This window comes from Methylobacterium sp. Leaf456, assembly GCF_001425465.1.
Taxonomy (GTDB): domain Bacteria; phylum Pseudomonadota; class Alphaproteobacteria; order Rhizobiales; family Beijerinckiaceae; genus Methylobacterium.
The window spans coordinates 326,269-352,234 of record NZ_LMQV01000044.1; the positions used below are offsets into that span (position 1 = coordinate 326,269).

The following is a 25,966-nucleotide window of genomic DNA, read 5'->3' on the forward strand; positions in this document are numbered from 1 at the left end:
CCTCGCTCCGTCAGTACCGCGCCGGAACGAACATCTCCGGCGGTACCGGATGGCGCAGATAGTCGGCGTGGCGCACCCGGTCGGGCAGCACCACGGGCGGATGCGCGACGGTGCCGTAGGGAACCTGATCGAGCAGGTGGCTGATGCAGTTGAGGCGCGCGCGCTTCTTGTCCACCGCCTCGACCACCCACCACGGCGCCTCCGGGATGTGGGTGCGGGCCAGCATGTCCTCCTTGGCGCGGGTGTAGTCCTCCCAGCGGCGGCGCGACTCGACGTCCATCGGCGAGAGCTTCCACTGCTTGAGTGGATCGTGGATGCGCATGCGGAAGCGCATCGCCTGCTCGGCATCGGTGATCGAGAACCAGTACTTCACCAGCACGATGCCGGAGCGCACCAGCATCCGCTCGAATTCGGGGACGGAGCGGAAGAACTCCTCGACCTCGGCCTCCGTGCAGAAGCCCATCACGCGCTCGACGCCGGCGCGGTTGTACCACGAGCGGTCGAACAGCACGATCTCGCCCGCGGCCGGCAGGTGGCTGACGTAGCGCTGGAAGTACCATTGCGTCCGCTCCCGCTCGCTCGGCGCGGGGAGCGCGGCGACGCGGCAGATGCGGGGGTTGAGGCGCTGGGTGATGCGCTTGATCGCCCCGCCCTTCCCGGCCGAATCGCGCCCCTCGAACAGGACGACAATGCGCAGGCCCTCGGCCTTCACCCAGTCCTGCAGCCGCACCAGCTCGTGCTGGAGCCGCAGCAGCTCGCGGAAGTAGGTGCGCCGGTCGATGCCGTCGCCCGCGCCGGCCTCCAGGCGGTCGAGGCGGGCTTCGTCGAGGTCGAGTTCCCATTCCTCGTCGTAGCTGTCGGCGATCTCGCGGCGGATCGCTTCGAGTTCATCGTATCCGAGGCGGCTGCCGTCTTCGCTCATCGTCGGGGCTCAAGGTCGGGGGTCGTTCGTCCCGCCGCTTAGAGCACCCTCATGTGACAGGCCGGCGAAGCTTTTGTCCGGTCCCATCATCGTCGGCGGCCAATCCGGCAGCACCTCGGCGATCCGGGTACCGAACAGGGATGCGGCTCGGCGCACCCAGCCGTTACGCAGGCGCCGCGCCGTCCAGAGGGGCCCGGGCTCGACCGCCATGGCGCGGGAAAACACGCTCGCCCGGATCGCCGCCGCGTCGCTCGCCCGCTTCACCGGGTCGTCGTAGAAGGCGCCGATCTTGACGGCATCCATGCCGGGGCTCGCGAGCCAGCCCGGCAGATGCACTTGGGCTAGCCGCTCGACATCGGTGAGCACCCGCCGCACCCCGACGCCCGGCGCCGGGCAGGTGGTGCAGAACGCGTCGCCCAGCAGCACCACGCCGTCGCGGCGATAGCCTTCGGAGACGGTGAGATCGATGGGGCGCACCTGCACCCGGCCCGCGATGCCGAGCCCGCCGCAGGCCGGCTCGATCCCCGGCAGCAGTGCGCCGAGTGTCGGGGCCGGCTCGCGGCGGAAGGCGCGGGTCCAGTCCTCGCCCGCCTCGCGGTAGACGAACAGGTTGGCCCGCATCGCGTCCCCGACGGGAAACAGCGTGAGGTAGGCGGTGCGGTCGGACGGGCCGCGCCCGTACCACGCCAGCGATTCGAACGGGTAGGCGGCGGCCCGCCGGTCGAGGAAGAAGCCCAGCGACAGGGAATGGCCGGACCGGCTCATCACGCGACCGATTCCGGCCTTGCGGCGCACGCTGTCGCCGAGCCCCGTGGCGACCACCACGAGGCGGGCCGCGATGCGTCTCCCGTCGGCCAGCGTCACGAGTTGCCGATCCGGCCCGGTCTCTAGCGCCTCGACGCGCCCGACCTGCACTCTGGCCCCCGGCGGCAGGCCGGCGCGGAGCGCGTTGACGAGGTCGGAATAGGCGAAGCCGTACTCGTCGGCGACCCGCCGCAGGGGCCGCGCACCGGGGCGATGGATGTCGATCGAGCCGATCCCCGTGAGCGCCGGGCGCGCGGCCTCGGCGAGACCCAGCCGCTCGAATAGCGCCCAATGCGCGCCCCCGAGCTTTTCCGCGCGGAATTCCTGCGGGAACACGGCGTGCGAATCGATCAGCGCGACGGAGTGCCCGGCCCGCGCGATCAGCGAGGCCGCCGCGGTGCCGCCGAGCCCGGCGCCGATCACCGCGACATCGATGGGCTCAAGGTCGCCGGGTCGTTCGATCGGCATCGCGCTTGATCCGAGGCGGAACGCGTCGCCCCGGCATGGGACGGTTCGGGTTGCCGTGCTGGCGGTGGGGCAAGGGGTAGGCCGGACGTGGCCGTCGCGCGACTTGGCAGAGTGCGCAGACAGGACTTCCGTACTTCTTTCACACCCCTCCGCCGTCATTCCGGGGCCGCGTAGCGGAGCCCGGAATCCACCCGTGATGCGACGCCCTGCAACCCGCTGCGGCCAGGCGTGGATTCCGGGTTCGCCTGCGGCGCCCCGGAATGACGGCGCATTCGTTTTCTTGCCGCGCACCGGTACTGCCGCGAAACCCTCGACCGCACGGCCCCTTGGTGCCATTCGAGGCGGATGCGTCCATCCACGAGCCCTTTCCCGTGACCCGCGCCCTGATGATCCAGGGCACCGGCTCCGATGTCGGCAAGTCGCTGCTGGTGGCGGGGCTCGCCCGCGCCTTCACCCGGCGGGGCCTGAGGGTGCGCCCGTTCAAGCCGCAGAACATGTCGAACAACGCTGCCGTCACGGCGGATGGCGGCGAGATCGGCCGGGCGCAGGCGCTCCAGGCGCGGGCCGCGCGGGTGGAACCGTCAGTGCACATGAACCCGGTGCTGCTGAAGCCGCAGAGCGATGTCGGCTCGCAGGTGGTGGTGCAGGGGCGGATGATCGGCACCGCCAAGGCGCGCGAGTACCAGAGCTGGAAGCCGCGCCTGATGGCGTCCGTCCTCGACAGCTTCGAAAGACTCTCCGCGGAGGCCGACCTCGTGCTGGTCGAAGGCGCCGGCTCCCCGGCGGAGGTGAACCTGCGCCGGGGCGACATCGCCAATATGGGGTTCTCCCGCGCCACCGGCACGCCGGTGGTGCTGGTCGGCGACATCGACCGCGGCGGCGTCATCGCCAGCTTGGTCGGCACGCAAGCCGTGATCGAGGCGGACGACGCGGCGATGATCCGCGGCTTCATCGTCAACCGCTTCCGCGGCGACCCGACGCTGTTTGCCGACGGCATGGCGCTGATCGCCGCGCGCACCGGCTGGGCCCCGCTCGGCCTCGTGCCGTTCTTCGCGGACGCCGCCCGCCTGCCGCCGGAGGACGCGGTGGCGCTCGACGCGCCCGAGCGCGCCCGTCAAGGCGTGCCCCTGGTGGCGGTGCCGGTGCTGCCGCACATCGCCAACTTCGACGACCTCGACCCGCTGCGGCAGGAGCCGGGCGTCGCGGTCGCCTTCGTACGCCCCGGTTCACCGATCCCGGCGGAGGCCGCGCTGATCGTGCTGCCGGGATCAAAAACCACCATCGACGATTTCGCCTTCGTCCGCGCCCAGGGCTGGGACATCGACATCCTGGCCCATGTGCGGCGCGGACGGCCGGTGCTGGGGCTGTGCGGCGGCTACCAGATCCTCGGTCGCAGCATCAGTGACCCGGACGGGATCGAGGGCGCGCCGCGTAACCTACCCGGCCTCGGCCTGCTCGATATCGAGACGGTGATGCGGGGCGAAAAGCGCCTCGTCGCCGTGACCGGCGCGACGGTCAGCGACGGCGCACCCTTCACCGGTTACGAGATGCATATCGGCGATACGACCGGGCCGGATACCGAAAAACCGCTTCTGCGCTTCGCCGACGGGCGGCCGGACGGCGCGGTCTCGGCCGACGGGCTCGTGTCCGGCACCTATGTCCACGGGCTGTTTTCCGACGACCGCCAGCGGGCGGCGTGGCTCGCCCGGCTCGGCGCGCCGGCCTCGTCCGAGAGTTACGAGGCCGGCATCGAGACGGTGCTCGACCGCTTCGCCGACCATCTGGAGACGCATCTCGATTGCGACCGGCTGCTGGCGCTCGCCGAGCCCTACCGCCGGCCGGGGACGGTGTAGCTGCGCGGCGCGCCGTTCCTCAGGCTGTCGAAGAACACCAGCACGCGGTCCCCGCCCACGAGGGTGATCGCCTCGGGCTTGCCGCGCTTCTCCGATTCGTCGAGCGGGGCGAGGCGACCGAGCGCGACAGGCGTCGCCGTGCCCTTCGGGTCGAAGCGGAACAGGCGGTAGGGCACGTCCTGGAACTGGGCCGGGCCGGTCAGCACGAGCAGTTGCCCATCGGGCAGCACCGTCAGGTCGCGGATGCCGGCCCCCTCGCCGACCTCGATCGGGATCACCCGCGGCGTGCCGGCGTAGGGCTCATGGCCCTTGGCGAACAACGCTTCCACCGACACGGCGACGAGGAACGCCTTGCCGTCGAGCGAGGGCGCCCGCAGGCCGGCATAGAGGTCGTCGCCGACGACCGCGAGGCCCTCGATGTTGAGGCCGTTCTCGTCGGTCAGGTCCTTGAGGAAGTGGGCGCCGACGGTCTCGGCCCGCGCCAGCGCATCGCCGAGCCGCCACGTGGTCTCGACCGCGCCCTCCGGCTCCGCGCCCTCGGCGACGTCGGCCTTGCCGTCGGCCGTGACGCGGATGCGGGCGAGCAGCATCGCCGAGAGCGTGAACGCCTTCGCGCGACGGGCGCAGCCATGCGAGCCGGTGACGTAGAAGTAGGGGGCGGCATAGGCCACGCCCTCGCCGTCGAGTTCCTTGAACCTCTGTCTGGGATCCGGGCAGCCCGGCTCCTTCGGTTGTCGGCCGAGCGTCGCCGGGTTCGGGCCTTCGCCGATCAGATCGACGCGCTTCTTCGGCTCGATCCTGAAGTCCTCGATGGTGGCGAACTGCGCCTTGCCGCCCTCGTCGTTGATCAGCAGGCAGCGCCGCTTGCCGCCCCCCAGATCGATGCAAGCGATGCCGCTGATGTCCTCGGCGACGTTCTTCTGTCCCGCCTCGTCTTTGCCCGGCGCCCAGAGGTCGCCCGCGAGTTCGTAGGTTTGCGGATCGGGTTGCAAAATCGGCTCGGAGGCCATGGCCGGCGCCACCGTGAAAAGGGCTGAAAGGACGGTCGAGAGGCGGAGGAACGAACGCAACAGCATGATCCGATGTGGCTTCGTGAAGTGTCGGGGGCGGGGCGGCGTGGTGTCAACGCGCGGCGTTCCCAAACTGGGCACCGTCATCAAACCCAGCACCGTCATTCCGGGGCCGCGTAGCGGAACCCGGAATCCACCCGTGATGGGCGGCTGTACGAGGCGTCGCGGCCAGTCGTGGATTCCGGGTTCGCTTCGCGCCCCGGAATGACGGGGGTGTTTGCGAGATTGCCTACAGCCCGAAGGTTACGCCAACGGCCACCACGACCCCGGCGAACATCAACCCGCAGGCCCGCCTGTAGAGCCGCAGCGCCCGCTCGATATCGGCGGGGCCGGCCTCGGCGCGGCCGTCGCCCATCCAGGCATCCTCGACGCGGGTGGCGCCGTAGGTGCGGGGGCCGGCCAACCGCAGGCCGAGCGCGCCGGCCATGGCGGCTTCGGGCCAGCCGGCGTTCGGCGAGCGGTGGTGGCGGGCGTCGCGGCGCACCGCCCGCCAGGCCGCGCCGGCGGATGCGTCGCGGTCGAGGGAAGCGGCGGCGATCAGGAGGAGGGCGGTCAGGCGCGAGGCCGGCAGGTTGACGAGGTCGTCGAGGCGCGCGGCGGCCCAGCCGAAGGCCTCGTGGCGCGGGGTGCGGTGGCCGATCATGCTGTCGGCGGTGTTGATCGCCTTGTAGAGCGCCCCGCCGGTCAGCCCCCCGGCGCCGATCCAGAAGGCCGGCGCCACCACGCCGTCGGAGAAGTTTTCCGACAGGCTCTCTATGGCGGCGCGGCAGACCGCGGCCTCGTCGAGGCTCTCGGGATCGCGGCCGACGATCATCGAGACGGCGCGGCGCCCGCCCGCCAGTCCTTCGTGCCGGAGCGCGGCGGCGACCCGCCTCACGTGGACGAACAGGCTGCGCTGCGCCGGCAGGCTGGCCGCGAGGAAAGCCAGGATCAGGATGCCGAAAATCTCGCCGACGAGTCCGGCCAGCGCCGTCAGCGCCAGGGTGAAGGCCGCCACGACCGCGAGCAGCACCAGCAGCGCGAGCACGCCCTTAAGGCGCCGCGCGTTGAATTCCCCGCGGTTCAGCCCAGCGTCGAGCCGGGCGATCAACCGGCCGATCCAGGTGACAGGATGGCCGAGCGCCCTGTAGAGGCCGTCGGGATAGCCGCACAGAGCCTCGACCAGCAGCGCGAGCGCGAGGATGCCGAGGGCGTCGGGCGGGTGGGTCAGGGCGGTCCAGGGCATCTCGATGGGGAGCGGCGTGGAGGAAGGGCCGGAGGTGATCCCGCACGGCGGCGATCTCGGCGCGGCGCGCCGGCTGTTTCCGGCGGCGCCCGAGCCGTGGATCGACCTCTCGACCGGCATCAACCCGGTGCCCTACCCGTTGCCGCCGTTCGAGGCCAGCGCACTCCACCGCCTGCCCTCGCCCGACGACCTCGCCCGGCTGAAGAGGGCCGCCGCGGAGGCCTACGGCGCGCCGGATGCCGACCACGTCGCGGCGGCGCCCGGCACGCAGATCCTGATCGAGACGCTGCCGCGGCTGATTCCGAGAAAAACCTGCGTCGCGGTGGTCGGCCCGACCTATGCCGAGCACGCGGCCGCCTGGGTGCGGGGCGGGCACGTGGTCGAGATGGTGCCCGATCTCGCGGGTGCGGAAGGCGCGGACGTCGTCGTGGCGGTGAGCCCCAACAACCCGGACGGACGGGTGTTTTCGCCGCAAGAGCTTCGCCGCGCGGTCGCACCGGGCGGGCTCGCGGTGCTGGATCAGGCTTTTGCGGACCTCGAGGACACCGAGCCGGCCGTGCCCGGCCCCGGCCTCGTGGTGCTGCGCTCCTTCGGCAAGACTTTTGGGCTCGCGGGCCTGCGGCTCGGCTTTGCGCTCGCCGAGCCGGCTTTGGTCCGGCGGTTTGAGGCGGCGCTCGGGGCCTGGGCGGTCTCGGGCCCGGCCATCGCGGCGGGCTGTCTCGCGCTCCCCGATGCGGGCTGGCGCCGGGAGGCGGCGGAAGCGCGGGGCCATGACGCCGCCCGCCTCGATCGCATGATTCTTCGCAGTAGCGGCCGGGTGATCGGCGGGACAGTCCTGTTCCGCACCGCCGTCTACGAGGACGGGCCCGGGCTCTTTCGCCGGCTCGGCGAGGCCGGGATCTACGTCCGGCGTTTCCCCGAGCGGCCGGACGAGCTGCGCTTCGGCCTGCCGCCGGACAAGGCGGCGTGGTGCCGGATTTCGCGCGTTCTCAAATAGCTGCTTTGCCCCGGTCGAGCAGCGCCGCGGCGAGCGCGGCCAGCGCACAGACTCCACCCACCGCGCAGACGCCGGGCCAGCCGGCATAGAGGAAGGCGCGCGAGCCGGCGAACGCACCCGCCGCTCCGCCGACGAAGATCGCGGTGAACAGCACGGTGTTGATGCGCCCCCGCGCGCCGGGCACCAGGGCGTAGGCGCGGGTCTGGTTGGCGATGAGCGCGCCGTTCAGCCCGATATCGAGGAGCAGCACGCCGATCCCGATCGCGACGAGCGAGGTCTGCCCGGCAAGCGCCAGCACGGCGAAGGCGGCGGCCACGAACCCGCTGCCCGCGATCACCACGGGCCGCGCCCCGCGCCGGTCGCTGTAGCGCCCGGAATACGGGGCGATCAGCGCGCCCGCCACGCCGATGACGCCGAACAGTCCGGCGCCCGCGGCGGTCAGCCCGAAGGGCGGCGCCTCGACCAGCAGCGCCAGCGTTGCCCAGAACGCGTTGAAGCTCGCAAACAGCAGCGCTTGGGTCAGGCTGGCCTTGCGCAGCACGGCTTGCGTCCGCACCAGATGGACGAGCGAGAGCATCAGGGCGCGATAGCGCAGGCGCTGCGTCGGCACGATCCGCGGCAAGGTGCGCCATGCGACGCCCGCCAACGCCACCGACACCACGGCCGCTACGAAAAAAACGCTGCGCCAGCCGTAATGGGCGCCGATGAGCCCGCTCGCGGTCCGGGCCAGCAGGATGCCGGAGAGCAGCCCCGTCATGACTCCGCCGACGATGCGCCCGCGGGTGGCGTCGGGGGCGAGTTCGGCGGCGAAGGGCACCGCCTGCTGCGCCGCGCAGGCCAGCACGCCGATGGCGAGGCTGGCGAGCGTCAGCACCGCGAGGTTCGGCGCGACCGCCGCCGCGAAGAGGGCGAGCGCCAGCCCGAGGAGCTGGCGCACGATCAGGTCGCGGCGCGGCAGCGCGTCGCCGAGCGGCACGAGGAACAGGATGCCGAGCCCGTAGCCGACGAGGCTGGCGGTCGGCACCAGCAGCGCCGCCCGCTCGCCGAACTCGGCCACCAGCACGGCGAGCAGCGGCTGGTTGTAATAGATGGTGGCGACCGCCCCGCCCGCGATCAGGGTCAGCCCGATCCGGGTCGGCCGGGAGAGGTCGCGCGAGGGAGTCTGCATACCGCGCGCTCTACGCCGGAGACGCTGCGTCGCGCCAGCCCGGCCCGCGGCCACGCTGGCATGCGCGCGCCGGTTGCCTATATGTCCTTTGTGCGCTTTTCCGACGACCGCCCGGAAAGCCCTCGATCCGTCAGGGGCCAAGGGCCAGGGGCATCGGGCGGATCGGGCCGGGACGCCGCGACGCGCGGCCGACCGCCTCGTCCGCGGGGGCGCACGACACGTTCACGACACCAGGGAGCCTTGCATGTCGAGCTACCGCATCCAGTTCGCGAAGGAGATCTTTGGGGTTCCGTTCACGGTCGGCCATGTCGACATCAGCCGGGCGCGCGATGCCGGGCGGGCGCTGCGCGCCGCCGAAATCCGCTTCGCCCGCAACCACGGCGTGACCGATTGGCGCGAGCGCGCCGACATCGCGGCGCTCGCGGGCGGGCGCTCGGAGGATTGATCCCGCCCGAGGAATTCTTTCGGCCTGACGGCTCCGCGGCGTTGCGCCGTTAGGTCGCCGTTGGTTTGCAGTCCGAGCCGTCCGGCAACACGACCTCGGCATCAAGGCCGGTGCCGAGGCTCTGGCCGCCGCGGATCGGCCAGGAGACGCTCTCCGACCACTTGAAATTGAACTTGGCGGTCTTCAGCAGTCGGTTGATGATCGTGCTGAAGAGCGGCTTGTAGTCCATTTGCACCTCGGCGAGGATGTAGCGTGCTCCGGCCCGCTGGAAGTTCGTCGGCACGAGGAGCGTCGTGTCTTTGCCGACGGTGCGCAGGCCGCCTGTTTTCGGCCATGTCGAGCAAATGAAGTTCGCGCTGTTCGCGTTCACGCCGATCGCGGAAATCTGGATCGTCGCCAGCGCGGGGTTGAATGGGGCAAGGACGGGCCCGGCCGCGCGCAGGTTGTCCGTCATTGTATCCGTCGTGACCTGCTTGGAGGTATTCTGTGAAGTCAGATCGGCCAGCGTTCGGGCCAGAGCGCTGACCTTGTTGCGGTGATCGGCAGCGTTCACATACTCGGCGACGCCGTAGACCAAGAGGAGCAGCAGCGGCACGAGGATCGCGAATTCGAGCGTCGCGATGCCGGATTCGTCCTCGGAGAAGCGGCCTTCCGGCCGATGGGGCACGAAGCGCATCAGCAGGCTCCGGTGGGGCTCTTGTTGTAGGGCTCGACCCGGAACACGGAGGCCGATTGCAGCAGCACGGCTCCGTCGCCAAAGCTCTTCATGCCGAGTTGGAGGAACAGCGGCGCGACCAGCGGCAGCTTGACCGCGGCGCGCACGATGGCGACGTTTTGGGAGCCGGGGCACTGGAAATTGGTGCCGAAGGTCTTCGACCACGTCTTGGTGCTCGGATCGACCGCGGAGGCGCTCCAGGCATTGGTATCGAAGCCCGTCGAGGAAATCTGCACGTCGATCTTCAGGTTGTCGCACTTGAAGAACACGGCCGGGGCGCCGCTGCTGCCGCACATCAGCGCGCGCAGGTTCTTCAGCGTATCGGCTGCGGTCAGCGTCGGCCCATTCGTCGACTGGAACGAGCCCGTGAGCAGGGCGCGGGTCGCGACCTGCAGCGAGGCTTCGAGGTTCTGGCGCGCGAGGTGGACGACCGCGTACTGGATCAGGATCAGCATCACCGCGATCAGGAGCGAGCCGAAGAAGGCGAACTCGACGGCGTAGGCGCCGCCCTCGTCGCGAACGAAGCGGCGGCGGGCGGGTTGTCGATCGTCCTGTGGGCTCATTTCGAGAGCCTCGCGAGCTTGTAGGTGTCCCAGAGCGCCTTGAAGGCGTCCCCGATCGAGGTCGCGGTGGAGGCGTCGATGAACAGCTTCGGCGTGCTCGCGCAGGCCTTGAGTTGGGGCACGATGTCGTTGAAGCGGGTGCCGCTGTTACCGATCTGGCTCGGCTGCCCGAGGGTGGCGAGGTAGCCCCAATCCGGCGACAGGTCGATGTAGGGCGCGTAGAGTACGCCGACCTGCACGTTGGGATCGAGCTTGCGGCAATCGCTGGGGGCGAACGGCCGGACATCGGCCCGCAGCGGTGTGTTCCAAGTCCAAGTGCGGTTGGGGTCCTGCACGCCGTCCGTGGCGATGATGACGAGCTTCTGCGGCTTGGTCGTGCCGTCGCCAGGTTTGCCGACGAAGTTGGCGAAGGCCGGCATATTCTCGGTGAAATGGGTCGCGCCATCGTACTCGCCGGACGCGCTCGGCGTCTTCGGCAGCGCGGACTTGGCGGTGCCGAGCACCGAGGTCAGCGCCACGATCTGGCTGAGGTCGTTGCTGAATGAATGCACCGAGATACGCAGCCGCTTGCTCGACGACGGCTGCGCGAGCAAGCTGTCCACGAAGTCCGAGATGCCTTTATTGATCTCATTGATTCGCAGGCTGACGTTGTTCTTCTGCGCCCAGTCGAACGAATCGGCGTAGGTGGTGGTTGTGGTCTTCCGGTTGTACCAAGGGCCGGTCGTCACCGTGTCGATGACCGGCACGCCGTCGTGGCAGGCGAAGGCGCAGCCGAAGCGGCCCTGGAGCTTGGTGATGTCGGCGGCGGTCGCACCGATTGCCATCGAGCCCGATACGTCGATCAGCAGGTGGATGTCGACCAGCGGCGACAGGCTGACGGTCGAGGATGCCTTGCTGCTGATCGGCAACCATTTGACGCCCAGCACGCCGAGCATCGTCGTTGGCATAGACGCCGTGTAGCTCGCGCTGATGGTGGCGACCCGGTCGGCGATCGCGACCTCGACCCGCCCGGCGGCGTCCTTGGGCAGGTTCTTCATCGCGTTGAAGTAGTCGGCGCCGGCCTTCTCGGCGATGGTACGCATCTCCGTGTCCGACTTGCCGGCGGCGTCGGCGTCCTGCGCCGCCCGGGCGGCGACGAGCGCCGCGGCGTCCAGCGCCGTGTTGAGGCGAGTTCGCTCGGAGACGGCGTGACCGAAATCGACTGCCCCGCCGACGATACCGGCCAGCGGCACCATCATCACTGCGAGGATGACCGGCAGCGAGCCCCGGTCGTCTTGGCGCAGGCGCTTGAATCTGTGAAAGCGGGGCATGGCGGCGGCGAAGACTTCGATAAGACGGACGTCTGGCTTGTATTCGCTGCCGATTGAGAAACGTTTAAACGGTTGTTCCGGAATCGGGCCTATCCCTAAGAACACGTTGCCGTCGCCCGGCCGGTCGTCCGAATCCTTCGCCTGTTCACGATCTGGGCATGCACCGAAATCCCCGTGACCTCTGGCCTCCGACGCTGGCGAAGCGGGCGGCGTGGCCCTAATTTGAAGAGAGGCTTGGCCGCCCGTCCGGGGCGCCGGCCCCGGCTTCGCGGGAGCTGACGGTCATGGCGGCGATCTCGTTCCTCGGCGACCTTCTCCAGACCATCAGCGACCGCGGGCGCGACCTCATCAGCTTCGGCCGCGGCGACCTCGCCCGCACGGCGAGCGCCGCCGACCTCGCCAAGCTGTGCGAGGACCTGATCTCGCGGCGTGGCGAGGCCTCGGGCGTGGCGCTCGCCCGCCTCGTGCTGGAGCGCTACGCCGCCCTGCCGCTCGACGAGCGCCTCGCCTTCCTCGGCCTCGTCGCCGACGAGTTCGACGCCGACCACGCGGCGGTGGAGGAGGCGATCACCGCCTACCGCGCCCAGCCGAGCCGCACCCGCCTCGGCGTGCTGCACGAGGCCGCCGAGCCGCGCTCGCAGGAACTGATCCGCCGCCTCAACCTCGCCCGCGGCGGCACGCTGGCGCTGGTGCGGATGCGCGAGGATCTGTTCGTGCTGAGGAAGCGCCTCAAGGATCAGGGCGCCGCGCCCGCGACGCTCGACGCCGTCGATAGCCTCGACAGCGATTTCGAGCACCTGTTCGCCTCGTGGTTCAACCGCGGCTTCCTCGTGCTGCGCCACATCGACTGGTCGACGCCCGCCGACATCCTCGAGAAGATCATCCGCTACGAGGCGGTCCACGAGATCGCCGACTGGGACGAGCTGCGCCGCCGGATCGAGCCGCCGGACCGGCGCTGCTTCGCCTTCTTCCACCCGGCGCTGCTCGACGAGCCGCTGATCTTCGTCGAGGTGGCGCTGACGACCGCCATTGCGCCGGCGATCCAGCCGATCCTCGCCCACGAGCGCGAGACGATTCCGGCGCGCGCGGCCACGACCGCGATCTTCTACTCGATCTCGAACTGCCAGAAGGGCCTGGCCGGCGTCACCTTCGGCAACTTCCTGATCAAGCAGGTGGTCGAGGATCTGGCCCGCGAGATCCCCTCGCTCAAGACCTTCGTGACCCTCTCCCCCGTGCCGGGTTTCCGGACTTGGCTCGACCGCGAGCGCCGGGCCGACGCGCCGCAGGGCTTGACCCGCGAGGACGTGGACACGTTGCGCGCCCTCGACGGCGACGCGTGGCGCCACGACAAAGCGGCTTGCGAGGCCGTGCGCCGCGCCATGCTGCCGGCGGCGGCCGCCTATTTTCTGCGCGCCAAGAACCCCCGCGGTCGCCCCCTCGACCCGGTCGCTCGGTTCCATCTCGGCAACGGCGCCCGGCTGGAGCGGATGAATTTTTTGGGCGACACCTCGAAGAACGGGATGCGCCAGTCCTACGGGCTGATGGTCAACTACCTCTACGACCTCTCGGCGATCGAGAAGAACCACGAGACCTACGCCAACCTCGGCACGGTGGCGGCGTCCTCTACGGTCAGCCGCGAGCTGCGCACGAACCTGCCGCCGCCGCGGGCGGTGGTGCTGGCGGAGGCGGAGTAGGGAGCGCGTCGATCGATGCGCCGGGTCACGATTTCGCGCCGTCACGGCCCCTCGGACGAAAGCGAGCGGTTCGTCGGCATCGGATGGGTCGGGGGAATGCGATGCGGGTCGGCGCATACGAGAGGGCTGGGCTGCTTGCGGCGGTCCTGATCCTCAGCGGACATGCCTGGGCGGGGGAGGGGCGCTCTCTCCTGATCGCGGGGCTCGACGGGAAGACGTTCTTCCGGCCCGAAGGCCCGGTGAACGGGCCGAACGGCCAGGATGGGCTTGCCGTCATCGACATCGCCGATCCGGCCCGGCCGCGTCTTGCCCATGTTTTGAAGCTCGACACCTCCGTCTATGGGCCGCCGACCAATCTCCAGATCACGCCGGACGGCCGCCTCGGCCTGATCACCAGCCCCGTCACCATGCGGCAGGAGGGCGAGAACTGGTGGGCGCAAGCCGACGATCTCCTGTACGTCGTCGATCTCGCCGCCGAGCCGCCCGCCCTGGTCGAGACGATCCGGGTCGGCCGGCAGCCCTCCGGTCTCGCCATCGCGAAGGCCGGGGACGTCGCGCTGGTGGCCAACCGCGAGAGCCGCAGCGTGTCGGTCCTGGCGCTCGGCGAGCGGAAGGTTCGCGTCGTGGCCGAGGTGGAGATCGGGGCCGAGGTCGCGGCGGTTGCTCTCGCACCGGACGGACGGCGGGCGTATGTGGCCAAGAACAAGGCCGGCACGGTCGGAATCCTCACCCTCGCCGACGGACAATGGCGCCACGACCCCGCCCTCGACATGCCGGTCGGGGCCGGCACCTACGGCCTGGAGGTGACGCCGGACGGGGCCTTCGCGCTGTCCGGCAACGCTGGCCCGGCTCCGAGCGACGGCCATGCCGACACGGTCGCGCTGATCCGCACTGGCTCCGCCCGTCCGGTCGTTCTCGATCATCTCGGGGTCGGCGACACCGCCGAAACGCTGGCGATCGGCCCCGACGGGCGCCGGGCGGCCATCGCCGTGGTGAAGGGCTCCGCGGCACCGCAGGCGAGCCCCGCCTACACGCCAGGAAGCGCGGCCGTGCTGGTGGCGATCGAGCCGGAGGGGCGCCTGCGCCGGCTCGGCGAGGCGCCGGCCGGTGCCGTGGTCCAGGGCATCGCCTTCGACCCGAGCGGCGGCTACGTCTACATCGGCAACTACACCGACCGCAGTCTCGGCGTGTACCGGATCGAGGGTGACGCGATCCGGGATACGGGCTTTCGCCTGGCGCTGCCGGGCCAGCCGGCCTCCCTGCGCGGTCGCCCCTGAGGAACAGCACGTGGCGCGGCGTCTCCCTTGTGGTGCCGCCCTGTCTTCAATTCCCTCGCAGCATCGGCCGCAAAAGCCCCGCGAACCTTTGCGCCCACTCCGCCTGCCCCTCTGGCCCGCCGATCAGGTCCTGCCGGATCTCGATCAGGGCGTTCGGCAGGCCGCGGGCGGTGGCGTGGCGGTCGATGGTGTCGCCGGGCAGGCCTCCGCCGTAGGGCTGGTTGTCGCCCACGCACAGCCCGGCGGGGTCGGCCTTCAGCGCCTCGATGATCGGCTGCGCCATCCGCGCGTCGCCGTCGTAGAGCACGCCGACCTGCCAGGGCCGGGCGACCGTGCGCCAGAACGGCGTGAAGCTGTGCATCGTCAGGATCATCGGCGGCGCGCCGACATGCTCGGCGCGGGCGACCGCCTCGTCCACCGCCCGGTCGAACGGCGCGTAGAAGCGTCGGATGCGCTCCGCGATGCCGGCGGCGTCGATGCGGGCGTTGCCCGGCACGATGGCCCCGTCGGACAGGCGCATCACCAGGGTCGGGTCGCGCTTTCCCCGGTTCGGATCGATGATGAGGCGGGAGAAGTGCGTCAGCACCGCGGGCACGCCGAGCAGGCCCGCGAGCCGCCGCGTCACCGCCGCCGCGCCGATGTCGTAGGCGATGTGGCGGGAAAACTCCCGCTCCGGCACGCCGAGCCGGTCGAGGTCGGCCGGCACGTGGTTCGAGGCGTGCTCGCACAGGATCAGCAGGCCGCGGGCGGGATCGCCGTCGATGATCTCGGCGGGCTCTTCCGGGTGGAGCGTGAGCGCGGGAGTAGGGCTGAGCATGGCGTCTATCTGGGCCGCTCCGTCCGCTTCGACAGAGCCGGCGGCGGCGATGCGGGATCGGTGCCGCGATTGTGCGGTTTCGTCGGAAGCACCAACAAAAAGAATGCTGTGCCCTGCGAAAGTTTTGTGAAACGGCGAAGGCTTGCCGCGCCGCCGGGGCTCGGGCAAGCACGGGACAAACAAGACGCTGCCGCGAGGACGCCCATGACCGCCCCAGCCCCGACCGATCCGGCCATCCGGGAGCGGCGCGCCCTGCTGTCCGCCATCCTCGACGAGGCCATCGCCGCCGCCCACCCGCGCAAGTGCCTCGTCGGCCACCTGCCGGCGCCGACGCCGGGCCGGCTGATCATCCTCGGCGCGGGCAAGGCCGGCGGCTCCATGGCCGCGATGGCGAGCCGGTTCTACCGCCAGGAGCACGGCGTGCCGGAGGACCGCATCGTCGGCCTCGCGGTCGCCCGCCACGGCTACGGCGAGGACGCGCCGGGCATCCGCATGGTCGAGGCCGGCCACCCCGTGCCGGACGCCGCCGGCATCGAGGCGACCAAGGAGGCGCTGGCGCTGGCCGAGAGCGCCGGGCCGGACGACGAGGTGCTGGTGCTGCTCTCCGGCGGCGGCTCGGCCAACTGGATCGCGCCCGCGGGCGACCTGACGCTCGCCGAGAAGCAGGCGATCACCAAGGCGCTGCTGCGCTCCGGCGCGCCGATCAACGAGATCAACGCCGTCCGCAAGCACCTCTCGCGCATCAAGGGCGGACGCCTCGCCGTGGCGGCGCAAAATGCGAAAAAGATCCTGACGCTGGCGATCTCGGACGTGCCGCACGACGACCCGTCCGTCATCGCCTCCGGCCCGACCGTGCCCGATCCCTCGACGCTGGCCGACGCCCGCGCGATTTGCGAGCGCCGCGGCATCACGCTGCCCGATTCCGCGATCGACCTGCTCAACGACCCCGCCAACGAGACCCCGAAGGCGGGCGATCCGGCCTTCGCGCGGGCCGAGTACCGCATCATCGCCCGCCCCATCGATGCGCTGGAGGCGGCGGCCGAGGCGGCCAAGCGCGCCGGCTACGAGCCGGTGATGCTCGGCTCCGATCTCGAAGGCGAGGCCCGCGAGGTCGCCGCCGAGCACGCGCGCCTCGCGCTCGACGCCAAGGCCGCCGGGCGGCGCGTCGCCCTGATCTCCGGCGGCGAACTCACCGTGACGATCTGCGGCGAGGGCGACGGCGGCCCGAACCAGGAATACGCGCTCGCGCTCGCCATCGCGCTCGACGGCGCCGCGGACATCGCCGGCATCGCCGCCGACACCGACGGCACCGATGGCGGCCGGGGTGCGGCCACCGATCCGGCCGGCGGCCTTGTCGATCCCTCGACCCTGGCGCGCGCCCGCGCCGCCGGGCTCGATCCGCAGGCCATGCTGACGGACAACGATTCGACGCGATTCTTCGCCACCATCGGCGATCTCGTCCAGCCCGGTCCGACCCGCACGAATGTCAACGATTGCCGCGTCATCCTCGTCGGTTGAATCCGGGTTCCCAAAGGGATCATCCCTTTGGCGGGGCGCCGGGGCGGAGCCCCGGCTTCCCTCCAAGATCAGGGCTCTGCCCTGGACCCGCGAAAGGACTCGTCCTTTCGAAACCTTGATGGGGGTCGGCGCTTGCCTGCTGGCGTTGATGACGACGCCGGCGCTGGCTGACCTGCGGCTGTGCAATCAGACCGGCAGCAAGGTCGGGGTGACGCTCGGCTACCGCGACGCGCAGGGCTGGGTGACCGAGGGCTGGTGGGACCTGAAGCCCCGCTCCTGCGAGACCCTGCAGAAGGGCACGCTCGCGGCGCAGTTCTACTACGTCTACGCGGTGGACTACACCCGCGGCGGCGAGTGGGGCGGCCGGGCGATGATGTGCACCCGCGACACCGCCTTCACCATCCGCGGCGTCGAGGACTGCCTCGCCCGCGGCTTCGACCGCAACGGCTTCATCGAAGTCGACACCGGACAGCAGAAGAACTGGACCATCCAGCTCTCCGATCCGGGCCAGCCGGTGACCGGCGGGCCGTGATGAAACCGCGCCCCGCGCTTGATCGCGGCCGCGCGGGAGCCATCTCGGCCGTATGAAGAAGCGTGGCCTGCTCACGGTCGCCAGCGCGGCCACGGTGATGACCCTCGGCGGCGTCGGCTATGCCGCGCGGCGGCGCGGCAGCAACCCCTATTACCAGGGGCCGAAGAGCGACCATTTCGACGGCCTGCGCTTCCACGCCCCGAACCAGCCCGCCGACAAGAATTTTTCGGATTTGGCCCGCTGGCGCATGAAGGGCAAGCCCGAGGCGTGGCCCGCCGCGTTCCCGAGCCCGTTTCCGCCGGACAAGCCGCCGCATCGCGTCGAGGGGATGCGCGTCGTCCTGATCGGCCACGCGAGCTACCTGTTCCAGGTGGCCGGTCGCAACATCCTGGTCGATCCGGTGTTTTCTAGGCGGGCGAGCCCGGTGCGGTTCGCGGGCCCGAAGCGCGTCAACCCGCCGGGCATCGTCTACGCCGATCTGCCGCCGATCGATGCCGTGCTGATCACCCACAACCACTACGACCATCTCGACGGTCCGGCGATAGTCCGCCTCTGGCAGGACCACCAACCGCTGATCGTCGCCCCGCTCGGCAACGACGCGATCCTGCGCAGCTACGACGACACCATGCATGTCGAGACCCGCGACTGGGGTGGCTCGGTCGATCTCGGCGGCGGCATCACCGCCCACCTGACGCCGGCTAACCACTGGTCGGCCCGCGGCGTCAACGACCGGCGCATGGCGCTCTGGTGCGCCTACTGCCTCACCACGCCGCGGGGCGTGCACTACCATGTCGGCGATACGGGCCTCGGCGACGGCTCCATCTTCCGCGACATCCGCGCGACGTTCGGGGCGCCCCGCCTCGCGACGCTGCCGATCGGCGCCTACGAGCCGCGCTGGTTCATGCAGCCCCAGCACATGAACCCCGCCGACGCGGTGGAAGCGCTCGGCCTTCTCGGCGCGACCCAGGCGCTCGGCCACCATTGGGGCACCTTCCGGCTCACCGACGAGGGCATCGAGCGACCGGTGGAGGCGCTGGCAGAGGCCTTGAGCGCAGCTGGCCTGCCGCCGGAGCGGTTCCTGGCGTTGCGCCCTGGGCAAGTCTGGGAAGGATAGATCAGCGACCCTCACGCACTCTTGAATTCAATCGTTTCGCGGACGCGCCAACAGTTAAGCGCGCGCTAACGCGCAAGGCGCATTATGGGGTTGTGTTTCCCGCAACCCTCGGCCCCGCGATGCTCCGCTTCAAGACCCTGACCGTCAAGGTCATCGCGCTCGCCGTGATCGCGGTCAGCCTCACTACCGGCGCGTTCTGGCTCGCCGCGAGCCGGGAGATCTGGTCGGAACTGGAGGCGCGGCAGGCGGAGGAGGGGCAACTCAATATCGGCACCCTTGCACGCGTCTTCGCCGAGGCAAAGGACGGCGCGAGCCCCCGCTTCGACGGCCGGACGCTCACCACGGTCCAGGCCCCCGACCTGTCCGCTCTCTCCGACCTCACCATCGTCGATCGCACGGTCGCCTATGTCGGCGGCAACGCCACGGTCTTCACGTTCGATGCCGCCCGCGATGCCTTCGTGCGCCGCATCACCAACGTGAAGAAGGAGAACGGCGAGCGCGCCGTCGGCACGGTGCTCACCGCCGACCATCCGGCGCAAGCCAAACTCCGCCGCGGCGAAGCCTATGCCGGGCCCGCCGACCTGTTCGGGCGCCGCTTCTTCACCGTCTACCACCCGACGCTCGATGCCGCGGGCAAGGTCAACGGCATCCTCTATGTCGGCATTCCGATTGAGCGCTATCACGCCCTCTACCGGGAGGCGATGACGGTCATGGGCGCGGCCGCGGCCCTCGTGGCGCTCCTGTCCTCCATCGCGGTCGGCCTTATCGCCGCCCGGCTGTTTCGCCCGCTGAAAGCCATCGCGGCGCGCACCGAGCGGCTGGCGCAGGGCGACCTCGACAGCCCGATCACCCACACCGAGCGCGCCGACGAGATCGGCGCCGTCGCCCGCGCGCTTAACGGCCTCGTCGCCACGAGCCGCTGGGCCCGCGATCTGGAGGGCGAGCAGCGCGACGCCGCCCGCGACGAGAGCCGCCGCCGCGCCCATCTCGACGGCGAGATCACCCGCTTCCGCGCCGAGGCCGGCCGCAGCATGGACGAGGTGCGCGACCGTGCCCGCTCCCTGGCCGCGCGCGCCGCGACGATGTCCGACCTGTCGCGCCGGGCGGAATCCGGCGTCGGCAGCGCCTCGGCGGGCTTCCACGACACCGCGCTCCACGTTCAGGCCGTGGCGAGCGCGGCCGAAGAGCTGACCGCCTCCATCGCCGAGATTTCGGTGCGGATCGAGGCCGCGCGCCACGAGGTCGAGGGTGCGGCGGGCGAGGCGCGGGCGACCGACACCGGCATCCGCGAACTCGCCGGCAGCGTCCAGCGCATCGGCGACGTGGTCGGCCTGATCCGCGCCATCGCCGAGCAGACCAACCTGCTCGCCCTCAACGCCACCATCGAGGCGGCGCGTGCGGGCGAGGCCGGCCGCGGCTTCGCGGTCGTCGCCTCCGAGGTGAAGGAGCTCGCCGGCCAGACCGCCAAGGCCACGGAAGAGATCGCCGGCCAGATCGGGCAGGTGCAGCAGGCCACCGGCATCGCCGTGGCGGCGATCCGCCGGATGTCGGACCGCATGGGCGTCATCAGCGGCACCACCGGGGAACTCGCCGCCTCGGTCTCGGCGCAGGGCGCGGCGACGGGCGAGATTTCCCGCAACGCCTCCGACAACGCCACCGCCGCCGTCTCCATCGGCGCCGCGCTCGCCGCCATCACCGACGCCGCCCGCCGCGCCGCCGGCACCGCCGGCGACGTCGAGGGCGCCGCCGCCTCGGTGGCGGAGTCGGCTCAGGGGCTGGAGGCGAAGATCGATACGTTCCTGAAGGCGGTCGCGGCCTGATCGCTCTCAAACCAAGGCGTCGCGCTCCGCCTTGAGCAGTCGCACCAGCCGCTCCGTCAGCCGGCCCGGCGGACGGGCGGCGGGCATCAGCAGCAGCGTCTCGATGGGGAGCGCGGGGCGGAACGGGCGCAGGACGATCGGCAGGCCCGACAACTCGCGGGCGGGCACCGGATCGACGATGGCGACGCCCATCCCCTCGGCGACGAGGCCGCAGCGGGCCGCCGTGAACTGCGCCGTCAGGACGATGCGCGGGGCGATGCCCTCCGCCGCGAACGCGGCCTCGATCGCCTGCCCGAACGGGCCGGGGCCGCCGGAGATCAACGGCTCCTCGGCGAGATCGGCCGGGCCGAGATGGCGCTTTGCCGCGAGCCGGTGCCCCCGCGGGACGGCGCAGACGGCATCCATCGTCAGGAACGGCTCGGCCGCCACGCCTGAAAAACCCTCGCGCGGCCGGGCGAGGCCGATGTCGCACTGGCCCGAGGCCGCCCAGGCCCAGATCGTGTCCGGGCTCGGCACGTGGACCGAGACGCGCACCCCCGGCACTTCCGCGTCGAGCCGCCGGATCGCCCGCGGCAGCAGCCGGGCGGCGAGCGACGGCTGGCAGGCGATCCACAGGGCGCCGGTGCCGCGCTCGGCGATGCGGCGGGCTGCCTGACTCAGGTGATCGAGGCCGGCATAGGTCTGCTCGACCTCGCGGGCGAAGGCCTCGCCCTCCTCGGTCGGCAGGGCCGCGCCGTGCCCGCGCACGAACAGCGGAAAACCGAGTTCGGCCTCCAGCGCGGCCATCGCCCGGCTCACATGCGGCTGGCCGAGCCCGAGCGCCTGGGCCGCCCGTGTCATGCCGCCGTGCCGGATCACCGCCCGGAAGAGATCGAGATGGGCCGGATTCATCATGCCCGATCCACATGGATTTTTCGAATTCGGTCATTTGACGGCATGGGGCTGCGGTGATTGTCAAGGAGCATCGAAGTCCGCCGCTCTGGCGGCACGACGAGGCTCCCACCAATGCTTCTCCTCATCCCCTCCACCCTGGCCGTGCTCGCCGGCATCAGCGTCGTCACGCAGCAGATCCTCAACGCGAACCTGCGCGGCGCGCTCGCCTCGGCGGCGTGGTCGGGGTTTGCCAGCTACTTCGTCGGGCTCGCCTGCATGGCCGTGCTCGCCGTGGCGCTGCGCGATCCGCCGCCCGCTGCCGCCGTGCTGCTGCGGGCGCCGTGGTGGGCGTGGACCGGCGGGGTATTCGGGGCGATCTTCATCGGGCTCGCCATCGTGCTGGTGCCGCAACTCGGCGCGGCGACCTTCATCGTCCTGGTCGTGGCCGGGCAGATGCTCGCCTCGGTCGCCTTCGACCATTTCGGCTGGCTCGGCCTCGAGCAGCGCCCGGTCGATCTTTCGCGCCTTCTGGGAATCGCCCTGCTGATCGGCGGGGTGTTTTTGATCCGGCGCTAAACTCTTCGCTGCGCGCTGACCGTCATGCCGATCGAGGCGGCGCTGACGCACAGGATCGCCAGCCCTTGCAGCGGGCTCGGCACCTCGCCGAGGAGCGGCATGGCGGCGAGCGCGGCGATGGCCGGCTCCAGGCTCATCAACACGCCGAAGGCCGGGCGCGGCATCCGGGTCAGCGCGAACATCTCCAGCGAGTAGGGCAGGGCGCTCGACAGAACCGCCACCGCGAGCCCGGCCGCGAGGGTCGCGGGCACCAGCAGCTCGGCGCCGGCCTGCGCGATCCCGACCGGGGCGACGAGGAGCGCGGCGACGCTCATCCCCAGCGCCACCGCCGTAGGGCCGCCGGCCCGGCCCGCCGCCTGCCCGAACACGATGTAGAGTGCCCAGCACCCGCCCGCCGCGAGCGCCAGCGCGGCGCCGAGGGGATCGACGGGGGCCGCATCGTGCAGCGGCAGCAGCAGGACGAGGCCGACGACGGCGAGCCCGATCCAGGCGAGGTCGGCCGGGCGGCGCGAACCCCACAGGGCCACGGCGAGCGGCCCGGTGAACTCGATCGCCACCGCGATCCCCAGAGGCACCGTGCGCAGCGACAGGTAGAACAGCAGGTTCATCAGCCCGAGCGCCGCGCCGTAGAGCGCCACAGTACCGAAGTCTCGGGCCGAGAGGCTGCGCCGCCACGGCCGCCGGAGCGCGAGCAGGATCAGCGCGGCGAAGCCGACCCGCAAAGCCGTCATCCCGGCGGGGCCGACGACGGGAAACAGGGTCTTGGCAAACGCCGCCCCGGACTGGATCGAGACCATCGCGGCCACCACCGCTGCGACGGGGAGCAGAAGGCTCCCGGATCGCTCGGTCATGGGGATACGCCTGCCGGCTTCCATGATGGGCCGTCCGACTGATCGCCCCGGAGGCCACCGGCTCCCCCCTCTCCCCGCATGCGGGGAGAGGGCTGCATGGACCTGGTCGTCCATGCAGGAAGCGAAGCGGCGGTGAGGGGGCTTCGACGGAGGAGCCTCCTGCAGATAAGCCCCCTCACCTTCGGCTGCCGCCTCGCCGCGCCGACGACGAGGTCGTCGCGGCCCTCTCCCCGCACGGCGGGGCGAGGGGATGCACGGGCCGTCGTTTCGATCCTAATTCCAGACGGGGCTGCAGTCCCATCCTCACAAAATGAACCGGCTCAAATCCGCGTTCGCCGCCAGATCCTCCACCCGGTCGCGCACATAGGCCGCGTCGATCCGCACCGTCTCGCCGGAACGGTCGGTGGCGGTGAAGGAGATGTCGTCGATCACCCGCTCCAGCACGGTCTGGAGGCGGCGGGCGCCGATGTTCTCCACCGAGCCGTTCACCTCCACGGCGACGCGGGCGAGCGCATCGACGGAATCGTCGGTGAAGTCGAGGGTGACGCCTTCCGTCTCCATCAGGGCGACCGTTTGCTTGATCAGGCTCGCCTCGGTCGCGGTGAGGATCTGCTTGAAGTCCTCGACGGTGAGCGGCTGCAGCTCGACGCGGATCGGGAGCCGCCCCTGCAACTCCGGCAGCAGGTCGGACGGCTTCGAGACGTGGAAGGCGCCGGATGCGATGAACAGGATGTGGTCGGTCTTCACCGGCCCGTGCTTCGTGGCCACCGTGGTGCCCTCGATCAGCGGCAGCAGATCACGCTGCACGCCCTCGCGCGACACGTCGGCACCGGAGCGCCCTTCCCGGGCGCAGATCTTGTCGATCTCGTCGAGGAAGACGATGCCGTTGTCCTCGACCTCGCGCACGGCCTCGCGGATCAGCGCGTCGTCGTCCACGAGCTTGTCGCTCTCCTCGGCGATCAGCGGCGCGTAGGCGTCGGCGACGCTCATCCGGCGCGGCTTGCCGCGCTGGCCGCCGAGCGCCTTGCCGAGCATGTCGTTGAGGTTGATCGCCCCCATGGAAGCGCCGGGCATGCCGGGAATCTCGAACATCGGCATGCCCTGCCCGCCGCTCGGCGCAAGTTCGATCTCGACCTCCTTGTCGTCGAGTTCGCTCGCCCGCAGCTTCTTCCGAAAGCTCTCGCGGGTCGCCGGGCTCGCGGACGGGCCGACCAGCGCGTCGAGGATGCGCGACTCGGCCGCGGCTTCCGCCTTGGCCTTGACCGCCTTGCGCTTCTCCTCACGCGTCAGGCCGATGCCGACCTCGACGAGGTCGCGCACGATCTGCTCCACGTCGCGGCCGACATAGCCGACCTCGGTGAACTTGGTCGCCTCGATCTTGAGGAACGGCGCCCCCGCGAGCCGGGCGAGACGGCGGGCGATCTCGGTCTTGCCGCAGCCGGTCGGGCCGATCATCAGGATGTTCTTGGGCGCCACCTCCTCCCGCAGCGGACCTTTCAGCTGCTGGCGGCGCCAGCGGTTGCGCAGCGCGATGGCGACCGCGCGCTTGGCGTCCTTCTGGCCGACGATGAAGCGGTCGAGTTCGGAGACGATCTCGCGGGGGGAGAAGGTGGTCATTGCTTTCCAAGTCTACGGCGCTCGGGCACCGAGGAGTTCGATCTAGGCGCGCCGGAAGGGGCTTTCCAGTCGCGGCCCCGGAATGACGGAGCAGGATCGCATCAACCCGCGTCCAGCGTCTCGATGACGAGATTGCCGTTCGTGTAGACGCAGATGTCGCCTGCGATCCTCATCGCCTTGCGCACGATCGCCTCGGCGTCGAGATCGCCGTCTTCGAGCGCGCGGGCGGCGGCGAGCGCGTAATTGCCGCCGGAGCCGATCGCCATCACGCCGGTCTCGGGCTCCAGCACGTCGCCGGAGCCGGAGAGCAGCAGGCTCACCTCCTTGTCGGCGACCAGCATCATGGCCTCCAGCCGGCGGAGATAGCGGTCGGTGCGCCAGTCCTTGGTCAGCTCGACGCAGGCGCGGGTGAGCTGGCCGGGATACTGCTCCAGCTTGCCCTCCAACCGCTCGAACAGGGTGAAGGCGTCGGCCGTCGCCCCGGCGAAGCCGCCGATGACGCTGCCCTTGGCGAGCCGCCGCACCTTGCGGGCGTTGCCCTTCACGATGGTCTGGCCGAGGCTGACCTGCCCGTCGCCGCCGATCACCACGCGCCCGCCCTTGCGGACCATCAGGATCGTCGTGGCGTGCATCTGGGGCGGGCCGTCTTGGGACAAGGATGTTCTCCGGTGGCGGAATGACGAGCCTCAGTTATGCGCTCGGCCGGCCGCCTCCAACCCGCACGCCCGACAAAGCCCCGCGCAAGCCTGCCCGCCTATTCCCCTGGCCCAAGGGCCGCGCTCTCGTCGCCGGCCGTCCGCGGAACGAGTGCCATGGGAATCATCGTCGGCCTTGTCATCGCCATCGGCTCCATGCTCGGCGGCTTCGTGGCCATGGGCGGTCACCTGATCGTCATCTGGCAGCCCTGGGAGTTCGTCATCATCTTCGGCATGGCGGCGGGCACGTTCGTTATCGCCAACCCGATGAAGACGGTGATGGATTCCGGCAAGGCCACGATGGAGGCCTTCACCGGCAAGGGCCCCAAGCGCCAGGATTTCCTCTCGCTCCTCGGCCTGCTGCACGCCCTGATGCGCGAGTTGAAGACCAAGCCGCGCAACGAGGTCGAGGCCCACTTCGACAACCCGACCGAATCCGAGATCTTCAAGAACTTCCCGGAAGTCACCAAGCATCCCGATCTGGTGCTGTTCATCTGCGACTATTGCCGCCTGATCCTCATCGGCAACGCCCGCTCGCACGAGATCGAGGCGCTGATGGAGGAGGAGATCGGCACGCACAAGAAGTACAAGCTCAAGCCCTACGCCGCGATCAACACGGTCGCCGAGGCGCTGCCCGCGCTCGGCATCGTCGCGGCGGTGCTCGGCATCGTGAAGGCGATGGGTGCGCTGGACCAGTCGCCGCAGATCCTCGGCGGCCTCATCGGCGCGGCGCTCGTCGGCACCTTCATCGGCGTGTTCGCCTCATACGGCATGCTCGCCCCGCTCGCCGTGAAGGTGAAGGGCATCCGCGAGAAGCAGTGCACCCCCTACACGATCATCAAGCAGACGCTGATCGCCTACATGAACGGCGCGCTGCCCCAGGTCGCGATCGAGCACGGCCGCAAGGGCATCGCCGGGGCCGACCGCCCGACCATCGACGAAGTCGAGGCCGCCACCGTGCCGGGTGGCCGCGCCCCGGCCGCCGCGTAAGGGGGCGGACCGGTGCAAGAATCGGTGGACCAGTCGGTGGACCGGACCGTAG

At 70.7% G+C, this 25,966-nt stretch carries 24 protein-coding genes; 11 read left to right on the forward strand and 13 right to left on the reverse strand.

Going from position 1 to position 25,966, the window contains the following annotated elements; all coding sequences use genetic code 11:
* Nucleotides 1-10 precede the first annotated feature (10 nt).
* Both ppk2 and ASG52_RS25375 read right to left on the reverse strand, forming a co-directional pair.
* Entirely contained in the window at nucleotides 11-922 is a 912-nt protein-coding gene (gene ppk2, locus ASG52_RS25370; protein ID WP_056249671.1) for a polyphosphate kinase 2, read from the reverse strand.
* 9 nt (nucleotides 923-931) lie between these two features.
* Nucleotides 932-2,194: an FAD-dependent oxidoreductase gene (locus ASG52_RS25375; RefSeq protein WP_056249674.1), complete on the reverse strand. Its 1,263-nt coding sequence runs from the start codon at nucleotides 2,192-2,194 to the stop codon at nucleotides 932-934.
* 386 nt (nucleotides 2,195-2,580) lie between these two features.
* Here ASG52_RS25375 and ASG52_RS25380 point away from each other — a divergent pair, with 386 nt between their 5' ends.
* Nucleotides 2,581-4,047, forward strand: a complete 1,467-nt coding sequence (locus tag ASG52_RS25380; RefSeq protein ID WP_056249963.1) for a cobyric acid synthase — start codon at nucleotides 2,581-2,583, stop codon at nucleotides 4,045-4,047.
* On the opposite strand, the gene ASG52_RS25385 is transcribed toward ASG52_RS25380, so the two are convergent.
* On the reverse strand, nucleotides 4,023-5,123 hold the full coding sequence (locus ASG52_RS25385) for a DUF3616 domain-containing protein (protein WP_056249679.1): 1,101 nt from the start codon (nucleotides 5,121-5,123) through the stop codon (nucleotides 4,023-4,025). The two genes, ASG52_RS25380 and ASG52_RS25385, sit on opposite strands and share 25 nt — an antisense overlap.
* 223 nt (nucleotides 5,124-5,346) lie before the next feature.
* A complete protein-coding gene (gene cbiB / locus ASG52_RS25390) occupies nucleotides 5,347-6,342 on the reverse strand; it encodes an adenosylcobinamide-phosphate synthase CbiB (protein ID WP_056249685.1) in 996 nt (331 codons plus the stop codon).
* 4 nt (nucleotides 6,343-6,346) lie between these two features.
* Between cbiB and ASG52_RS25395 the strand changes: the two genes are divergently transcribed.
* On the forward strand, nucleotides 6,347-7,339 hold the full coding sequence (locus ASG52_RS25395; protein WP_056249965.1) for a threonine-phosphate decarboxylase: 993 nt from the start codon (nucleotides 6,347-6,349) through the stop codon (nucleotides 7,337-7,339).
* Here ASG52_RS25395 and ASG52_RS25400 read toward each other — a convergent pair.
* Nucleotides 7,332-8,507: an MFS transporter gene (locus ASG52_RS25400; RefSeq protein ID WP_056249689.1), complete on the reverse strand. Its 1,176-nt coding sequence runs from the start codon at nucleotides 8,505-8,507 to the stop codon at nucleotides 7,332-7,334. The two genes, ASG52_RS25395 and ASG52_RS25400, sit on opposite strands and share 8 nt — an antisense overlap.
* 244 nt (nucleotides 8,508-8,751) lie before the next feature.
* On the opposite strand from ASG52_RS25400, the gene ASG52_RS25405 reads away from it, so the two are divergent.
* Nucleotides 8,752-8,952, forward strand: a complete 201-nt coding sequence (locus ASG52_RS25405; RefSeq protein WP_056249692.1) for a hypothetical protein — start codon at nucleotides 8,752-8,754, stop codon at nucleotides 8,950-8,952.
* A 49-nt stretch (nucleotides 8,953-9,001) separates the two neighbouring features.
* Here the strand turns inward: ASG52_RS25405 and ASG52_RS27730 are convergent, their stop codons facing one another.
* From ASG52_RS27730 to ASG52_RS25420, 3 genes are read right to left on the reverse strand one after another with little or no spacing between them, the layout of a single operon-like run.
* Entirely contained in the window at nucleotides 9,002-9,628 is a 627-nt protein-coding gene (locus ASG52_RS27730) for a TadE/TadG family type IV pilus assembly protein (protein WP_056249694.1), read from the reverse strand.
* Nucleotides 9,628-10,230, reverse strand: coding sequence for a TadE/TadG family type IV pilus assembly protein (locus tag ASG52_RS27735; protein ID WP_056249698.1), 603 nt, complete (start codon nucleotides 10,228-10,230; stop codon nucleotides 9,628-9,630). The genes ASG52_RS27730 and ASG52_RS27735 overlap by 1 nt, the downstream gene beginning before the upstream one ends.
* Nucleotides 10,227-11,540 carry a pilus assembly protein gene (locus tag ASG52_RS25420; RefSeq protein ID WP_056249704.1) on the reverse strand — a complete coding sequence of 438 codons (1,314 nt, stop codon included), beginning with the start codon at nucleotides 11,538-11,540 and terminating at the stop codon, nucleotides 10,227-10,229. Before ASG52_RS25420 ends, ASG52_RS27735 begins: the two co-directional genes overlap by 4 nt.
* A gap of 284 nt (nucleotides 11,541-11,824) precedes the next feature.
* On the opposite strand from ASG52_RS25420, the gene ASG52_RS25425 reads away from it, so the two are divergent.
* Both ASG52_RS25425 and ASG52_RS25430 read left to right on the forward strand, forming a co-directional pair.
* Nucleotides 11,825-13,234: a malonyl-CoA decarboxylase gene (locus tag ASG52_RS25425; protein ID WP_056249709.1), complete on the forward strand. Its 1,410-nt coding sequence runs from the start codon at nucleotides 11,825-11,827 to the stop codon at nucleotides 13,232-13,234.
* 101 nt (nucleotides 13,235-13,335) lie between these two features.
* On the forward strand, nucleotides 13,336-14,511 hold the full coding sequence (locus ASG52_RS25430) for a hypothetical protein (protein WP_056249714.1): 1,176 nt from the start codon (nucleotides 13,336-13,338) through the stop codon (nucleotides 14,509-14,511).
* 46 nt (nucleotides 14,512-14,557) lie between these two features.
* On the opposite strand, the gene ASG52_RS25435 is transcribed toward ASG52_RS25430, so the two are convergent.
* Nucleotides 14,558-15,328: an N-formylglutamate amidohydrolase gene (locus ASG52_RS25435; RefSeq protein WP_056249717.1), complete on the reverse strand. Its 771-nt coding sequence runs from the start codon at nucleotides 15,326-15,328 to the stop codon at nucleotides 14,558-14,560.
* 204 nt (nucleotides 15,329-15,532) lie between these two features.
* On the opposite strand from ASG52_RS25435, the gene ASG52_RS25440 reads away from it, so the two are divergent.
* From ASG52_RS25440 to ASG52_RS25455, 4 genes are all read left to right on the forward strand, one after another.
* Nucleotides 15,533-16,846, forward strand: coding sequence for a glycerate kinase type-2 family protein (locus tag ASG52_RS25440; RefSeq protein WP_056249719.1), 1,314 nt, complete (start codon nucleotides 15,533-15,535; stop codon nucleotides 16,844-16,846).
* A 118-nt stretch (nucleotides 16,847-16,964) separates the two neighbouring features.
* Nucleotides 16,965-17,378 carry a DUF1036 domain-containing protein gene (locus tag ASG52_RS25445; protein ID WP_056249722.1) on the forward strand — a complete coding sequence of 138 codons (414 nt, stop codon included), beginning with the start codon at nucleotides 16,965-16,967 and terminating at the stop codon, nucleotides 17,376-17,378.
* 52 nt (nucleotides 17,379-17,430) lie between these two features.
* Entirely contained in the window at nucleotides 17,431-18,492 is a 1,062-nt protein-coding gene (locus tag ASG52_RS25450) for an MBL fold metallo-hydrolase (protein ID WP_056249727.1), read from the forward strand.
* Between the two features lie 119 nt (nucleotides 18,493-18,611).
* Complete coding sequence (locus ASG52_RS25455; RefSeq protein WP_056249730.1) at nucleotides 18,612-20,312, forward strand: methyl-accepting chemotaxis protein; 1,701 nt, start codon at nucleotides 18,612-18,614, stop codon at nucleotides 20,310-20,312.
* A gap of 6 nt (nucleotides 20,313-20,318) precedes the next feature.
* Here the strand turns inward: ASG52_RS25455 and ASG52_RS25460 are convergent, their stop codons facing one another.
* Complete coding sequence (locus ASG52_RS25460) at nucleotides 20,319-21,206, reverse strand: LysR family transcriptional regulator (RefSeq protein ID WP_056249733.1); 888 nt, start codon at nucleotides 21,204-21,206, stop codon at nucleotides 20,319-20,321.
* Nucleotides 21,207-21,317: 111 nt separating this feature from the next.
* Here ASG52_RS25460 and ASG52_RS25465 point away from each other — a divergent pair, with 111 nt between their 5' ends.
* A complete protein-coding gene (locus tag ASG52_RS25465) occupies nucleotides 21,318-21,761 on the forward strand; it encodes a DMT family transporter (protein ID WP_056249736.1) in 444 nt (147 codons plus the stop codon).
* Here the strand turns inward: ASG52_RS25465 and ASG52_RS25470 are convergent.
* From ASG52_RS25470 to hslV, 3 genes are all read right to left on the reverse strand, one after another.
* Nucleotides 21,758-22,612, reverse strand: a complete 855-nt coding sequence (locus ASG52_RS25470; RefSeq protein ID WP_056249740.1) for an EamA family transporter — start codon at nucleotides 22,610-22,612, stop codon at nucleotides 21,758-21,760. The two genes, ASG52_RS25465 and ASG52_RS25470, sit on opposite strands and share 4 nt — an antisense overlap.
* Nucleotides 22,613-22,915: 303 nt before the next feature.
* Entirely contained in the window at nucleotides 22,916-24,229 is a 1,314-nt protein-coding gene (gene hslU, locus ASG52_RS25475; protein WP_056249742.1) for an ATP-dependent protease ATPase subunit HslU, read from the reverse strand.
* A 101-nt stretch (nucleotides 24,230-24,330) separates the two neighbouring features.
* The gene (gene hslV, locus ASG52_RS25480; RefSeq protein ID WP_056249745.1) at nucleotides 24,331-24,861 is read right to left on the reverse strand and encodes an ATP-dependent protease subunit HslV; all 531 of its coding nucleotides are present in this window, start codon (nucleotides 24,859-24,861) and stop codon (nucleotides 24,331-24,333) included.
* A 180-nt stretch (nucleotides 24,862-25,041) separates the two neighbouring features.
* On the opposite strand from hslV, the gene motA reads away from it, so the two are divergent.
* Nucleotides 25,042-25,914: a flagellar motor stator protein MotA gene (gene motA, locus ASG52_RS25485; RefSeq protein WP_056249748.1), complete on the forward strand. Its 873-nt coding sequence runs from the start codon at nucleotides 25,042-25,044 to the stop codon at nucleotides 25,912-25,914.
* The last annotated feature ends 52 nt before the right edge of the window (nucleotides 25,915-25,966 follow it).